Genomic DNA, 14,608 nt, shown 5'->3' with positions numbered 1-14,608 from the left:
TCCGCGTCCGATGATCACCGGGGGCCGTTCGTCTGCAGCAGGTGAACGCCGAGCCCTCTCCCGAAGACGGGAGTGTTCACGCCGACATCGAGGCCGTGGACGACCTGGGCGGCGGCGGTGGAGATTCCCCCGGAGGTGCCGCGCAGGACGGTCAGCATGCCGCGGCCTCCGTTCTTGCCGGGGGCACCGATGACGACCTCGGCCTTGCCGTCACCGGTGACGTCGAGGATCGAGATCGCCAGGCCGAAGTTGTCGTAGGCGGCGGACTGTTCTGCGATCGGGTCGGCGGATGCCGAGGCGGGATCGTGGGGAGAGGTGATGCCGTCCTGGCTGATGATCTGTACGTCGGACAGGACCGGGCCGGTGGGCGAACCCGAGACCAGCGCGATGTGACCGGCCTCCTGCTGCCCGGAGACCGTAACCCGAGGGGCGCCGATGGCGATCTCGGCGGCGCCGTCGCCGTTGACGTCACCGACGGCCAGGTTGCGGGGGAGCGGAGGGGGGCTGCCGAGGGGGTGCATCCACGACACCCGTGAGACGAAGTTGGGATAGGAGGCGAATCCCGAGGCCGAGCCGTACCAGATCTGCAGCCGGCCGGTACTGGGGGTGGACATGACCAGGTCGGCGCGTCCGTCGGCGTTGACGTCACCCAGGGCCACCTCCGAGTCGGCTTTCGGGCAGATGTCGATGGACGACAGAGCCGGCGGGCTGCAGTGGTCCGGTGACCCGAGCGTGGTGACCGTCCCCGACGCGCTGTGCGGCTCGTCGAGGACCAGCAGGTGCACGTCGCCGTTCCAGCCGTTCTCGAAGACGGTCGCCACCTCCAGCTTGCCGTCGCCGTCGAGGTCGGCGGCGTCCATCGAGTGGAAGGCACCCTGCTCGCTGCCCGGAAGCGACGGCCCGGTGTAGGTAGGTGACTGTGCCCCGTTGTACCACCCGATGAGCTTTCGGTATTGGCTCTCCGCGGAGACGATGTCCTTTCCGGGCTGGCCGTCGATCTGCCCGGCCACCAGATGGCCGCTACGGCCGGCGGAGTCGAGGGACACATGCGTGCGCCGCATGATCGTGGTGATCCGTGGCTTCCACGCCAGGACCTCCATGTCGGCGGCGCCGGCGAAGACGAGGTCGGTCCTGCCGTCGGCGTCGAAGTCCGTCGCGCTCAGACCCCGACCCCACAGGTAACAAGGCGCGGGGCTGCCGTCGGGGTATTTGGTGCTGACGCAGCCGGGCCTGGGGCGGATGGTGTAGTGGGGGCCCAGCCCGTCGGGTCCGCCGTACAGCACGCCGACCAGGCCGGCGTTGCTGGCTCCGCCCGGGAAGCCGGGATAGGTGGGAACGCCGAAGGCCAGGTCGTTGTAGCCGTCGCCGTTGAAGTCGGTGTTCGGGCCGGCGGCCGCCTGCGCGGGGCCGGCCGGGATGGTGAGGGCCGCGGTCAGGGCGAGTACCGCCGCCGACTGGGTGATCTTGCGGATGTTCATGGACCGGAGTATGACGAGCCAGAGCGAACCTGGCGTCACCTGTACGGCTGACCGGCCATGCGTGGTGAGGATGACACGGCCTGGCCGCACCGTCCACGCCGCGGAGACGTCGCATCCTCCTTCGAGGACCAGGGACCTACCTGCCGGGGATCTCCGCGCTGCCTGCGACGACCCGGTGATTCGGTGGCACCGGAATCGCGTCCGGTTCACCTGCCGCGATACGAATTGACGCGCGGAGCGCTGAAGCGATCACTGCTCCTCGATCACCTGGATTCCGGGCCAGGAGGAAGCTCGAACACCGGCACCCGACCGCCGGAACGATCGGGTGCGTTCGATCCTCGGGAGAAGACGAACTCTCCGGCAGTGTGCTCGGAACCGAGAGCCGGGAGCGGTCTCGCCGGTCAGTCGAAGCGGCCCGACTTCACGGCATTGAGGAAGGTCTGCCAATCGCCTGAGGTGAAGGTGAGGGCCGGGCCGGTGGGGTTCTTGCTGTCGCGGACGGCGACGACCCCAGGAAGGTTTCCGGCGACCTCGACGCAGTTTCCACCGCTGTCACCGCTGAGGGAGCTCTTCTTCCAGGCGGCCCCGGAGAGGTCAAGGCCGATCAGGTCTGCTGCTTCCATTGGTCCCTCGCTTCTTTGATCATTTCTAGCGACTGCCCGGGACGGTGCGCCTCTGCTCGGATCCTGTCATATCTATCCCATACGGCGGTTACCAGATGATGATCCGCTGAAACCTCGCCCTCTCCTGCGGACTCTATGGAAACGGCGGTCGGTGCGTCCGGCAGTTGGGCGAGTACGAATCCGGACATCAGGCCGGTCGTGCAGCAGGTGTCGTGAGGGACGATCTGCACCTTCACATTCTGCTGATCGGCGACGGTCGCGAGGTGGTCGAGCTGCTCGTACATGACCTCCGGGCCCTCGATTCGTGGGGCCGGCACGAGGACACGGTGGGACGGGTCGTCTGGTGCCGGGTGGCGTGGCGATGACCGGCACGCGGAGCGAAGGCGCACCGGGCCCCGGGACGATCGCCGTCCTGATCGCCCGCTACGGCCTTTCCGCTCCAGCGGGTCACCACCCGCCTGACAATTCGATCCGTTCAATCAGAGGTGGAGCCGTGGACGTACCGCTCTTCGAACGGAAGGGCGGGATCACGTGGATTTCCATTGGGCGGAGGGACCGGCTCACGCGGGTTTTCATGGTGGCGGGCAATAGGGCATACGGCTGTATTCGATAAAAACGGGTGTGCCCTGGCGACCAGGGCACACCCGTACGCGGAAAAGCTCAGAACCAGCCGCGCTTGTGGGCCATGGCCTGCAGGCCCGCCCTCAGCGACTGCTCCACCTGGCCGGGGTGGTCGGTGTAGTGGACGGTGAAGCGGCTGTAGGTGTCGTGGCTGGAGCCGAAGCTGCCGCGCTTGTCGGCCTCCAGGATCACGTCCATCGCCTGCGGGCCGGCGATGAAGGTGAGCTCCAGCTCGTTGAAGTGGCGGTGGTACTCGCCACCGGCGTAGTACTCGATCTCCTGGAAGAACGGCATGTGCGAGCCGTGCAGGGTGCCGCGCTCCAGGTCGGCCTTCTTGAAGCGGAAGCCCATGTTGTCCAGCGCGCCGAGCAGGTGGTCCTGGGCGGGCAGCGGGTTGACGAACAGCGGGTCGAGGTCGCCCTTGTCGAGCGCGCCGGCCAGGGCGAGCTCGGTGGAGACGCCGAGCTGCATGCCGCGCAGCGGGTAGCCGCCGATGGCGCTGATCGGGGTCTCCCAGGGAACCTGGATCTCGAACGGAGCCGACTGGGGGGCGCCGGCGGCGAGGTGGAACGGCCCGGTGATCTGCTGACGCAGGAAGCTGTAGGTCGTCTTGTACTCGTTGTCACCGCTCTCGACCTCGACGACCGCGGTGAAGTCGATGAAGATGCCCTCCACCTTGTAGTCGGAGCCGCCGCCGCGGAAGTTGACCTGCCCGCGCAGGAGCTCACCGGGACGGACCTGCGAGTTCTGCAGGACGGTGTCGACCTCGACACCGGCCCCGAACGCGGCCATCAGTTTGCGGAACACCATCTGGACTCCCAGGGGATAGAGACTTCTCAGTGAGACTGTGCGGGGGGCTTGACCTGGCCGTTCGTGCCGCCGAGCTGGGGCAGGATCTGAGCCAGGAGCATAGTGGACAGGGCGGAGGCGTCGCCGGAGGCGCCGGAGGTGCGGACGACGACGGGACGCGGGGCGCTCTCGGCCAGCTTGGCGCCCACGTCGAGCCGGCGGCGGGCCAGCTCGTACTGGAGCACGGCGCGGTTGTCGCGGTAGGAGTCGGCCAGCCTGCGCAGCCCCTTCGCCTCGTTCTCCGCCGCGGTGAGCTCGGCGCGGCCCTTGGCCTCGATCTCCCAGCGCACCCGCTGCGCCTCGGTCTCGTGTTCCTCCAGCATGCGGGCGACGTCCTTACGCGCGGTGTTGGCGGCGGCTCTCACCTCGACGATACGCGCGTCACGCGTCTTCTTGGCGCGTTCGATCTCCATCAGGAGGGTGTCGATCCGTCGCTTGCGGGTGAGCTCCCACTCCCGCTCGAAGGCCGACAGCTCCTTGGCGACCTTCTCCCGGGTGGCCAGGTGCTGCTGGTACTGGTCGGGCAGCTGCACGTCCGGGATGTTGGCGCCGGTGATGCGCACCCCGTACCGGCCCAGCTGTCGGGTCAGCAGCTCCTGCATGTCACCCACGTCGGAGCCGCGCAGGTCGTAGGCGCGCTCGGTGTGGACCAGGCGGCTGCGCTGGCGGATGGCGTCCTGGACGGCGCTGCTGAGCACCAGGTCGAAGTTACCGGCGCCGATGGTACGGACGAAGGCCACCGGGTCGACGATGCGGAACTTCAGGAAGAACTCGATCGACTTCAGTGGGACGTTCTCCGCCGTCGGGCAGGCGGCGATGGGCGCCGAGTAGGGGATCTCGGTGGAGGTGTCGACCACCGCGTCCACCCGGTCCCACGGCAGCCACAGGTAGTGCCGTCCGGGCGGCAGGGTGCCGACGATGGCGCCCCACCGGCTGCGCACGCCGGTGGTGCCCTCCTCGATCTCGATGATCGCCCGGCGCCACATCCACACCAGGCCGACCACCAGGGAGAACACGGCGGCGACCGCGGCCAGGAGCGCCAGCGCCCCACCGGCGAACACGGCCGTGCCGGCCAGGTAGAGCGCCAGGAGCAGCATCGTCACCCAGGCGAAGCCCCGCCGGTCCTTGGGGATCACGACCGGGACCAGCTGCCCTGACTCGCCGCCGCGCAACAGCTGGCGGATCTCCGACCACGAGGCCAGGGACTCCTTGATCTTCGAAAACTCCCTGCTCACCGGTCGCTCACCCTTCCTCGCCCGCCGCGCGGGCCGCTCGTCCGCCGTGGATCGCTCCGCTCACCGTGCCGGGGCCGTTCCCCGGTCGCCGGCCGTGCACCGTTCTTCACACCTGTCATGACCCGGTCGCCCATGCGCCTCTCACATCTCCTCCCGCGCGGCGGCGTCCGCTTCCCGTACGGAAGGGGCCGGCGTCTCCCGGGCCGGGGCGGACGCGGTCGCGGTGGTCGCGGTCGCGTCGGGCACGGTCGCCTCGGCGGGCGGGTTGAGCAGGGCGCCGATCTCGGCCGCGCGTCCCTCGACACGGTCGCCGATCTCGACCATCCGTGCCCTGATCGCGGCCATGTCCGCCTCGGAGAACAGCTGCGTCTCGCGGGTGCCGACCAGCTGCCGGGCCAGGGCGAGCAGGTCGATGTCGGTGGTCTCGCCCACCTGGACCACCCGGGGCAGGTGGGCGGCGACCGCCTCCAGCTTGTCGAGCAGGTCCTGCTGGAAGCGGTAGTCGAGGATCTCCGGGGCCTCCGCGGCGCTCAGCGCCCGGATGTCCAGCGCCTGGGCCTCCAGCAGCGCCGCGTTGGCCTTGGCGGTCGACTCCGCCTCCACCATCCGCTGGCTGGCCTGGGCCTTGGCCTGGTGGGACGCCCGCTCCAGCGCGGTGTCCATCCGGGCCTGGTAGCCGGCGATCTCGGCCTGGATGGCGGACAGCTGCTCCTGCAGGCCGGCCAGCTCCTTGACCAGGTCACCCTCGTTCTGCTCCTTGCGGAGCTGGAGCTCGTACTCGTAGGTGTACGCCTCCTTGGCGACCCTGATCATCTCCGGGGCGGCCAGGTCCATCCGGTACTCCTGGCTGGACGGCTCGGCGTGGGTGATGTTCACATCGGTGAGCCGGACGGCGGGCAGGAACTGCTGGTTGAGGCTGTCCAGCATGCCCATGGTGCTCTCGCCGACCAGGTCGTAGATCTCCTCGGCGCGCTGGGCGTAGATGAGGGAGCGGGTGACCTCGCTGATGGCGTTCTGCAGCTTGGCCTGGAAGCCGCTGACCGAGCCGAGCACGAAGATGAACTCGGCCGGATTCTCGATCCGGAACTGCAGGAAGAGGTCGACGCTGGCCTTGACGCCCTGCTGGGTGGGGGCCTCGCGGATTGGTGCGTTGAAGGGGTACTCGCGGGTGGTGTTGACGATGTAGCTCACCCGCTTCCACGGGTTGAACAGCGTCACCCGGCCGGGGTCGGCGACCTGCACGAGCTTGCCGAACTTGGTGATGAGGGCCTTGCAGCCCTCGGGCACCATGACCACGCTCCGGCGCCACCACAGGAACGCCGCGGCCAGCACGAGCACCGCCCAGTAGTGCGGGCCGAACAACGCGCGGGCGCCGTCGGGCAGGCCGGTGGCGAGGAGCCCGGCCAGTCCGAGCACCGCCAGGACGACCAGCGGGAGGACCATCCGGGCGGTGCCGCTCTTGGGGATCACGACCGGAGATATGACGTGGACCGGCTCGCCGCCCGGGCCCTTGGCGGTGAAGCTGCGGTTGACGACCTCCCCGGCCTCGCCGAGCGACACGCTGCGCGCCTCGATGAGCGTCCCCACCGAGGCCGCCTGGTCGCGGGCGGCGACGAAGTCGGAGGCGTTGAGTGCGAAGCCCTTCTCCCCGGGCAACTGCCCGGCGAGCTGTTCGACCGCCTGCCCGACCACCTGGCGTACGTCTCCGCCCTGTCCTATCGCCTGGGCCGCGGCGAGCGCGGACTGCATGGCTTCTCTTGGCCGGGACATCAAACCTCCGGAGTCATCGCATGTCGAAAGGCCGATATATCACGCTTGGTGAGCGTTCGCACGACAACAGTCAAGTAGGTGACGCTTGCGGCTCGCTTGTCGCGCGGTTGAACCCGGCGCGGCCTTCCGGGGAAGAACTGTCGGGGGCTCCGCCTACAGTGGGTCAGGTGAGGCCGGTAACTGATTTGCAGCGCAAGGTGGCTCCCATCGAGGTCGTCACCGACATGATCCCCTCGGGTGACCAGCCCGCCGCGATCGCCGCGCTCGAGCGGCGTGTCAAGGCCGGGGAGAAGGACACCGTCCTGCTCGGCGCCACGGGCACGGGCAAGACCGCGACGGTCGCCTGGCTGATCGAACGCCTCCAGCGGCCGACCCTGGTCATCCAGCCCAACAAGACGCTCGCCGCGCAGTTCGCCAACGAACTGCGCGAGATGATGCCCAACAACGCGGTCGAATACTTCGTCTCCTACTACGACTACTACCAGCCGGAGGCGTACGTCCCGCAGAGCGACACCTACATCGAGAAGGACTCCTCGATCAACGAGGAGGTCGAGCGGCTCCGCCACTCGGCGACCAACTCGCTGCTGACCCGCCGCGACACCATCGTGGTGGCGTCGGTGTCGTGCATCTACGGTCTGGGCACCCCGCAGGAGTACGTCGACCGCATGGTCCGGCTCAACGTCGGTCAGGAGATCGAGCGCGACCGGCTCCTGCGCCGTCTCGTCGACATGCAGTACACCCGCAACGACATGGCCTTCACCCGCGGCACCTTCCGGGTCCGCGGCGACACCATCGAGATCATCCCCAAGTACGAAGAGCTCGCCGTGCGGATCGAGATGTTCGGCGACGAGATCGAGAAGCTCTCGACCATGCACCCGCTGACCGGCGAGGTGATCACGGAGGACGACGAGCTCTACATCTTCCCCGCCTCCCACTACGTGGCGGGCCCCGAGCGGATGGAGAAGGCCGTCCGGGGCATCGAGGCCGAGCTCGCCGAGACCCTGGAGACGATGGAGCGACAGGGCAAGCTGCTGGAGGCCCAGCGGCTGCGCATGCGCACCACCTACGACCTGGAGATGCTGCGCCAGATCGGCAGCTGCTCCGGTATCGAGAACTACTCCCGCCACATGGACGACCGCCCCCCGGGCAGCGCACCCAACACCCTGCTCGACTACTTCCCCGAAGACTTCCTGCTGGTCCTGGACGAGTCCCACCAGACCGTCCCGCAGATCGGCGCGATGTACGAGGGCGACGCCTCCCGCAAGCGCACGCTCGTCGACCACGGCTTCCGCCTGCCGTCCGCGATGGACAACCGCCCGCTGAAGTGGGAGGAGTTCCTGGAGCGCGTCGGCCAGACCGTCTACCTGTCGGCCACCCCCGGCCCCTACGAGCTGGGCCGCACCGGGGGCGAGGTGGTCGAGCAGGTCATCCGCCCCACCGGCCTGGTCGACCCCGAGGTGATCGTCAAGCCGACGAAGTCGCAGATCGACGATCTGGTGCACGAGATCCGTGTCCGTACGGAGAAGGACGAGCGGGTCCTGGTCACCACGCTGACCAAGAAGATGTCCGAAGACCTCACCGACTACCTGCTCGAGATGGGCATCCGGGTGCGCTATCTGCACAGCGAGGTCGACACCCTGCGCCGCATCGAGCTGCTCCGCGAGCTGCGGATGGGCGAGTTCGACGTGCTGGTCGGCATCAACCTGCTCCGCGAGGGCCTCGACCTGCCCGAGGTGTCGCTGGTGGCCATCCTCGACGCGGACAAGGAGGGCTTCCTCCGTTCGGAGACCTCCCTGATCCAGACCATCGGCCGCGCGGCCCGTAACGTCTCCGGCCAGGTGCACATGTACGCAGACCGGATCACCCCCTCCATGGAACGGGCGATCGAGGAGACCAACCGCCGCCGGGCCAAGCAGATCGCCTACAACGAGGCCAACGGCATCGACCCGCAGCCGCTCCGCAAGAAGATCGCCGACATCCTCGACTCGCTGACCCGGGAAGACGCCGACACCGCCCAGCTCCTCGGCGGCAGCGGCCGTCAGCAGTCGCGCGGCAAGGCGCCCGTTCCCGGCTTCGCGGCCAAGCAGGTCGGCCAGCACGCCAAGGCGATCGCGGGGGAGATGCCCCGGGCCCAGCTGGAGGCGCTGGTCGAGTCGCTCACCGAGCAGATGCACCAGGCCGCGGCCGACCTCCAGTTCGAGGTCGCCGCCCGGCTCCGCGACGAGATCAAGGAACTCAAGCGGGAGGTGCGTGACATGCGGGAGGCCGGAGTCTCCTGACGGGCCTTTCCGGCCCGTTTCTGCCCCGGCCCCGCGGAAGGAACGGGCCGGGGCCGGGACTCAAGGGCCGATGAACTTCTCGAGATCCAGCTCGATGTCGACCTCGAACCCGATGTCCGTCCTCAGTCGCCCTCGGTGGATGCCGGTCGGGACATAGGCCCTGACCGAGGGTTCCAGCTCGAAGGTGTAGACGACGGGCCGATCGTCTTCCTGCTCCACACGCCAGAGGTGTTTGATCCCGGCGTCGGAATACTTGATGGGTTTGGTACTCCGATCCCGCTCGACCGACTCCGGAGAGACCACCTCGACCACAAGACGAACGTCCTCCGGCTTGAACGAGGTCGTCTTCAGGCTCGTCAGCGCCGATCTCGTGACCACCATGATGTCGGGTTCGGGCCGCTGCCGGATGCCGAGCGTCACGCTCATCTCCCGGACGACGATGAGGTTGTCCGGGGGGGTGAGCGCACGCTCAAGGAGCCGGAGCATGAGCATGTGGACGGCGGTCTGCGGAGACCTCGTGATGAGTGACCCGTCGATCAGTTCGACGTGCGGGGGCGCATCGGGAGGAAGACGATCGAGCATGTCGGCGGTCCAGCCGCCCTCCGGCCCCAGGTGGAACCACTCAGGCAAGGCGGCTGTCATCAAAGGTTCTCCTTCGGCGACACCCCGAGATATCGCTCGACGGGGTCATCATGCCACCGTCCGTGCCCGCTTCGCAGGAATGCCGCCACGGACGCGGATCGAGGCCGGGCCGGGCAGGAGCCCGGCCCGGCTTCGCCCACCGGTGGCTCCAGGCGGGGGGTGTCGGCGGGGGCGGAGCGGTCTGCGCGGGTGATCCGCTCGACCGGCTCCGGAGAGGCCGCCTCGACCGGGTGCCGGCCCGGCCGTGGATCAGTCGCGGATCAGCGCAGCTCGTCCGGCTGGGAGCGGTTGATCATCGTGCGGTTGTAGAGCTCGTCGATCTCGTCGAGCGGGTCGGGGGCCCGGCGGCGCGCCTCGATCTCCAGATTCGTGCGGTTCTGGATCTCGTCGATGTTCCCGGCCGTGTGCGCCATCTGGTCATTGCGCAGGTCGGCGCGGATCCGGGCACAGGACGTGGTCAGCTTGGCGTGGTGCTCGCGCAGGCGGCCGAGGGCGGTGTGGTCGACGTAGGCCGACACGCGCCGCTCCTGGGCGTACCGGGCGAGCTGGGCGTCCAGTTGCTCGGCGTGCGCCGAGATCTCGGCGACGAGCTGGGGGAGGTCGCCCAGGCCCCATCCGTCGCCCAGCGCGCCGTCGACGGCCTGGCGGGTCAGTGAGACCTCGCGACGCAGGTCCAGGCGCATCCGTTCGGTCTCCGCGGCGTCACCGGTGCCCATGGCCGCCATGTTGGTGGCGACACGGGTGGAGACCTTCCTGGCCTTCTTCGCTGCCTTCTTGCCGACCTTGACGAGCAGGTAGAGCCCAGCCGCTCCCAGCAGGAAGAGGAACAGCAGGATCACCAGCAGGACGATGAGCAGATCGCCGATCGGAGCCACCTCCCGACAGGGGCTGGACGAGATGCTTCGAGCATATCCCGCGTGCCCGTGTGGTCGCGGGTGCCGAAGCCGTGGGGACAAGGGGGCCGGACGGTCCGGAACCGGCCGCCGAGGGGGCCGGCGACGAAGTCCGGGGCCGTGCGGCAGAGGGGCGGGCACGGCCGTGGTGCGGGGAGGGCGGGGCCGGGCCGCGGCGGTCGCAGACAGTGAGCGCCGGCGACGGTTGTCTGGACCACGCGGTCGAGGTGCGGGGGAGGAGAAGACGGGGGTAACCGCCGGAGACGGGTCATGCCGGGCCCAGTCCGGTGGGGCGACGCCGGCGGCGGATCCGCCGGGTCGCCCACCAGGCCGACAGCGCCAGCCCCGCCACCACCACGACGACCAGGACCGGCAGGAAGACCGCCACCAGGCTGATGCCGAGTGACCCGGCGTCCTCCACCGTGCTGACCACGGGTGCGCCGACCCCGGCCGTGCCGGCGTTGACCACCGGCCTGGTGACCGACTTCATCACGTGTACGGCCAGTGCGATCCCGATGCCCAGCACCCAACCGATCCAGGGGCGGTCACTCATCCAGGACGACCCGTCCAGCCGGGCCGCGGCCTCCGTCGCGCTGAACACCACTCCGCCGGACGCCGGGCGGACGACGGTCTGGATCATGTCGTTGACGCTGTCGACCACCGGCACCTTGTCGAGCACGAACTCGGCCAGGAGCAGCACGCCGATGATGCCCAGCACCCACCCGTCGGCCAGCCAGGCGAACTCCGGCGGCAGTCGCACGTGGTCGGTGAAGTTGGCCAGCAGGCCGACCACCAGCAGCGGGATGTAGGCGTTGAGCCCCGCCGCGGTGGAGAGCCCGAGCCCGGTCAGCGCCGCGAGCATCGCACCTCCGTCGTGTCCTCTTCTCCCCCCAACGATCGCGGACCCCTCATCGATCCCGGGCCTCGCGTATTCCCGTTGCCGAACTCATGGATTCCGTAGTTCGGCGGGTTCGATCTGCCCGGCGGGTTCGATCTGCTCGTGCGGCTCGTGCGGCCCGGCGGGTTCGTGCGGCCCGGAGGGTTCGATCTGCCCGGCGGGTTCGTGCGGCCCGGAGGGCTCGGCCCCGATCGCGGCGTTGCCGCTCAGGTGGGGCGGGAGCCATCCCTGGCCGGGCGTGTAGCGGCGCACCACCTTGGCCGGGATGCCGGCGACCACGCTGTGGTCGGGAAACGTCCCGCGTACCACGGCCCCGCCCGCGACCACGCACTGCCTGCCGATCCGGGTGCCCGGCAGGATGATCGCGCCGGTGCCCAGCCACGACCCCGAACCGATCACCACGGGGTTGTTGCGCGGCCACTGGCGGCCGATCGGCGTCTCCGGGTCGTCGTAGACGTGGTTCTGGTCGGTTATGTAGACGTACGGGCCGGTGAAGACGTGGTCGCCGATGTCGATCGACTGATGGCCCACGATGTGGCTGCCCCGGCCGATCGAGCAGCTCCCGCCGATCCGCACGATCGAGTCCGGGCCCAGGTCGACCCCCGGGCCCATGCCGGCGGAGATGGAGACCCGCTCGCCGATGAGGGTGTGGTCGCCGATCTCGATCCAGGCCTCGCCGAAAATGGCTCCGGGCGGGAACGACAGACAGGCGCCCTCGCCGAGCCGCCGGAAGCGGTAACCGGCGGGGCTCGCGGGGCTGACGGCGCCGGCCCTGCGGACCGCCGCCCAGCTACGGTGGATGAGAGTGCCCACGGCGCGCCGTACCGCACCACGAAGTGACATAACGGCTCAAGTTACCGCTTGGTCGGGTTCGGCGGGAACGCGGGGCCGGATATCCGGGCACTTCACCGGCGTCGTTTGATATTCTGAGAGCCCGTGGACCTTACGGCCATTCATCAGGATGTGCCGACTGATCTGTAACGACCACGGGAGCCCCTCTTGCGTAGCGCCGCACACACCAAACATCTGTTCGTCACCGGCGGCGTCGCCTCCAGTCTTGGCAAGGGGCTGACGGCGTCGAGCCTCGGGCGCCTTCTCAAGCTGCGTGGCCTGCGCGTCACCATGCAGAAGCTCGACCCCTATCTCAACGTCGACCCGGGCACCATGAACCCGTTCCAGCACGGCGAGGTCTTCGTCACCGACGACGGCGCCGAGACCGACCTCGACGTCGGCCACTACGAGCGCTTCCTCGACACCGAGTTGCACGGTTCCGCCAACGTCACCACCGGCCAGGTCTACTCCAACGTCATCGCCAAGGAGCGCCGCGGCGAGTATCTCGGCGACACGGTCCAGGTCATCCCGCACATCACCAACGAGATCAAGGACCGGATCCGGTCCATGGCCGGTCCCGACGTCGACGTGGTCATCACCGAGGTCGGCGGCACCGTGGGCGACATCGAGTCGCTGCCCTTCCTGGAGGCGGTCCGTCAGGTCCGCCACGAGGTGGGCCGGGACAACGTCTTCTTCCTCCACGTCTCCCTCCTGCCGTACATCGGGCCGAGCGGGGAGCTGAAGACCAAGCCGACCCAGCACTCGGTCGCCGCGCTGCGCAGCATCGGCATCCAGCCCGACGCGATCGTCCTGCGCTCCGACCGGCCGGTCGGCACCTCGATCAAGCGCAAGATCAGCCTCATGTGCGACGTCGACGAGGACGCGGTGGTCTCCGCCGTCGACGCGGCGAGCATCTACGACATCCCCAAGGTCCTGCACTCCGAGGGGCTGGACGCGTACGTGGTGCGCCGCCTCGGCCTGCCCTTCCGCGACGTCGACTGGAAGGAGTGGGAGCAGCTCCTGCGCCGCGTGCACCGCCCGGCCAAGGAGGTGACGATCGCCCTCGTCGGCAAGTACATCGACCTTCCCGACGCCTACCTCTCGGTCACCGAGGCGCTACGCGCGGGCGGCTTCGCCAACGACGCCCGGGTCAACATCCGCTGGGTCAAGAGCGACGACTGCGAGACCCAGGAAGGCGCGGCCCGAGAGCTCGACGGCGTCGACGGCGTGCTCATCCCCGGCGGTTTCGGCGTGCGCGGCATCGAGGGCAAGGTCGGCGCGATCCGGCACGCGCGGGAGAACAAGGTCCCGCTGCTCGGCATCTGCCTGGGCATGCAGTGCATGGTCATCGAGGCCGCCCGCAACCTGGCCGGCGTCGACGGCGCCGGCAGCACCGAGTTCGACCCCGACGCCCCCCACCCGGTCATCTCCACCATGGCCGACCAGGAGGACGTCGTCTCCGGCGAGCGCGACATGGGCGGCACCATGCGCCTGGGTCTGTACCCCGCCAAGCTCGCCGAGGGCTCCCTGGCCCGTCAGCTGTACGGGATGGCCAAGGTCGACGAGCGCCACCGCCACCGCTACGAGGTCAACAACTCCTACCGCGACCAGCTGGAGAAGGTCGGTCTGGTCTTCTCCGGCCTGTCGCCCGACGGCCGTCTGGTCGAGTACGCCGAGCTGCCCACCGACGCGCACCCCTTCTTCATCGGCACGCAGGCTCACCCCGAGTTCCGCTCCCGGCCGACCCGCTCCCACCCGCTGTTCAAGGGCCTGATCGGTGCCGCCCTGGCCTACGCCGACGTCCGCGGCACCGTCGTCAAGGCCGGACGGGGCAAGTGAGCGCGTCCGGGGCGCGAGCCGAGGAGGCCGGGGGCGTCCCGGAGGTCCGTGACGTCCCCGAGGAGTGGAAGACCGTCTCCTCCGCCGAGCACTTCCGCGGGTACGTCATCACCGCGGTGACCGACGCCGTCGTGATGCCGGACGGGGAGGCCGTCAAGCGCGACTACGTCCGTCACCCCGGGTCGGTGGCCGTGGTGGCTCTCGACGACCGGGAGCGGGTCCTGATGATCCGTCAGTACCGCCACCCCGTCCGGCGCCTGCTGTGGGAGCTGCCCGCCGGCCTGCGCGACGTCGAGGACGAGCCCCTGCACGTCGGCGCGGCCCGCGAGCTGGCCGAGGAGGCGGGCTACCGGGCGGCCACCTGGCACACCCTCGTCGACGCGTTCACCTCGCCGGGGATGACCGACGAACGGACCCGCGTCTTCCTCGCCAGGGATCTCGAACCCCTCGCCGAGGGGGAGCTCGACTTCGTCCACCGGCACGAGGAGGCCGACATGCCGGTGGTCTGGATTCCCCTGTCCGAAGCGGTTCGGCGTGCCATGGCGGGAATGATCCACAATTCCCAAGCCGTGGCCGGTATTCTCGCCGCATACGCCGCTTCGGCGGACGGATTCGCCTCGCTGCGGCCCGCCGACGCACCGGAGGCATGA

The 14,608-nt window shown here is 69.2% G+C and carries 13 protein-coding genes; 3 read left to right on the top strand and 10 right to left on the bottom strand.

Going from position 1 to position 14,608, the window contains the following annotated elements; translation table 11 throughout:
* Nucleotides 1-14: 14 nt before the first annotated feature.
* From F4562_RS06340 to F4562_RS06315, 6 genes are all read right to left on the bottom strand, one after another.
* A complete protein-coding gene (locus F4562_RS06340; protein ID WP_184543883.1) occupies nucleotides 15-1,478 on the bottom strand; it encodes an FG-GAP-like repeat-containing protein in 1,464 nt (487 codons plus the stop codon).
* A gap of 401 nt (nucleotides 1,479-1,879) precedes the next feature.
* Complete coding sequence (locus tag F4562_RS06335; protein ID WP_184543885.1) at nucleotides 1,880-2,101, bottom strand: DUF397 domain-containing protein; 222 nt, start codon at nucleotides 2,099-2,101, stop codon at nucleotides 1,880-1,882.
* A complete protein-coding gene (locus tag F4562_RS35670; protein ID WP_312872082.1) occupies nucleotides 2,083-2,418 on the bottom strand; it encodes a Scr1 family TA system antitoxin-like transcriptional regulator in 336 nt (111 codons plus the stop codon). The genes F4562_RS06335 and F4562_RS35670 overlap by 19 nt, the downstream gene beginning before the upstream one ends.
* A gap of 343 nt (nucleotides 2,419-2,761) precedes the next feature.
* Nucleotides 2,762-3,532, bottom strand: a complete 771-nt coding sequence (locus tag F4562_RS06325) for a sporulation protein (protein ID WP_184543889.1) — start codon at nucleotides 3,530-3,532, stop codon at nucleotides 2,762-2,764.
* Nucleotides 3,533-3,558: 26 nt separating this feature from the next.
* Entirely contained in the window at nucleotides 3,559-4,806 is a 1,248-nt protein-coding gene (locus F4562_RS06320) for an SPFH domain-containing protein (protein ID WP_184543891.1), read from the bottom strand.
* A gap of 141 nt (nucleotides 4,807-4,947) precedes the next feature.
* Nucleotides 4,948-6,555 carry an SPFH domain-containing protein gene (locus F4562_RS06315; protein WP_246473367.1) on the bottom strand — a complete coding sequence of 536 codons (1,608 nt, stop codon included), beginning with the start codon at nucleotides 6,553-6,555 and terminating at the stop codon, nucleotides 4,948-4,950.
* Between the two features lie 188 nt (nucleotides 6,556-6,743).
* Between F4562_RS06315 and uvrB the strand changes: the two genes are divergently transcribed.
* Nucleotides 6,744-8,855 (top strand): excinuclease ABC subunit UvrB, encoded by a 2,112-nt coding sequence (uvrB, locus tag F4562_RS06310; RefSeq protein ID WP_311734106.1) that lies wholly within the window; start codon nucleotides 6,744-6,746, stop codon nucleotides 8,853-8,855.
* A 60-nt stretch (nucleotides 8,856-8,915) separates the two neighbouring features.
* On the opposite strand, the gene F4562_RS06305 is transcribed toward uvrB, so the two are convergent.
* The 4 genes from F4562_RS06305 to F4562_RS06290 form a co-directional block, all read right to left on the bottom strand.
* Nucleotides 8,916-9,497: a Uma2 family endonuclease gene (locus tag F4562_RS06305; RefSeq protein WP_184543895.1), complete on the bottom strand. Its 582-nt coding sequence runs from the start codon at nucleotides 9,495-9,497 to the stop codon at nucleotides 8,916-8,918.
* A 260-nt stretch (nucleotides 9,498-9,757) separates the two neighbouring features.
* Entirely contained in the window at nucleotides 9,758-10,372 is a 615-nt protein-coding gene (locus F4562_RS06300; RefSeq protein WP_184543897.1) for a hypothetical protein, read from the bottom strand.
* Between the two features lie 286 nt (nucleotides 10,373-10,658).
* Nucleotides 10,659-11,252: a DUF4126 domain-containing protein gene (locus F4562_RS06295; RefSeq protein WP_184543899.1), complete on the bottom strand. Its 594-nt coding sequence runs from the start codon at nucleotides 11,250-11,252 to the stop codon at nucleotides 10,659-10,661.
* An 84-nt stretch (nucleotides 11,253-11,336) separates the two neighbouring features.
* The gene (locus tag F4562_RS06290; RefSeq protein WP_246473366.1) at nucleotides 11,337-12,131 is read right to left on the bottom strand and encodes an acyltransferase; all 795 of its coding nucleotides are present in this window, start codon (nucleotides 12,129-12,131) and stop codon (nucleotides 11,337-11,339) included.
* Between the two features lie 156 nt (nucleotides 12,132-12,287).
* Between F4562_RS06290 and pyrG the strand changes: the two genes are divergently transcribed.
* Nucleotides 12,288-13,958, top strand: a complete 1,671-nt coding sequence (gene pyrG / locus F4562_RS06285; protein WP_184543901.1) for a CTP synthase — start codon at nucleotides 12,288-12,290, stop codon at nucleotides 13,956-13,958.
* Nucleotides 13,955-14,608 carry an NUDIX domain-containing protein gene (locus F4562_RS06280; RefSeq protein WP_184543903.1) on the top strand — a complete coding sequence of 218 codons (654 nt, stop codon included), beginning with the start codon at nucleotides 13,955-13,957 and terminating at the stop codon, nucleotides 14,606-14,608. Before pyrG ends, F4562_RS06280 begins: the two co-directional genes overlap by 4 nt.

Source organism: Streptosporangium becharense (assembly GCF_014204985.1).
Taxonomy (GTDB): Bacteria; Actinomycetota; Actinomycetes; order Streptosporangiales; family Streptosporangiaceae; genus Streptosporangium; species Streptosporangium becharense.
This window is presented reverse-complemented; position numbering and strand designations above follow the sequence as displayed.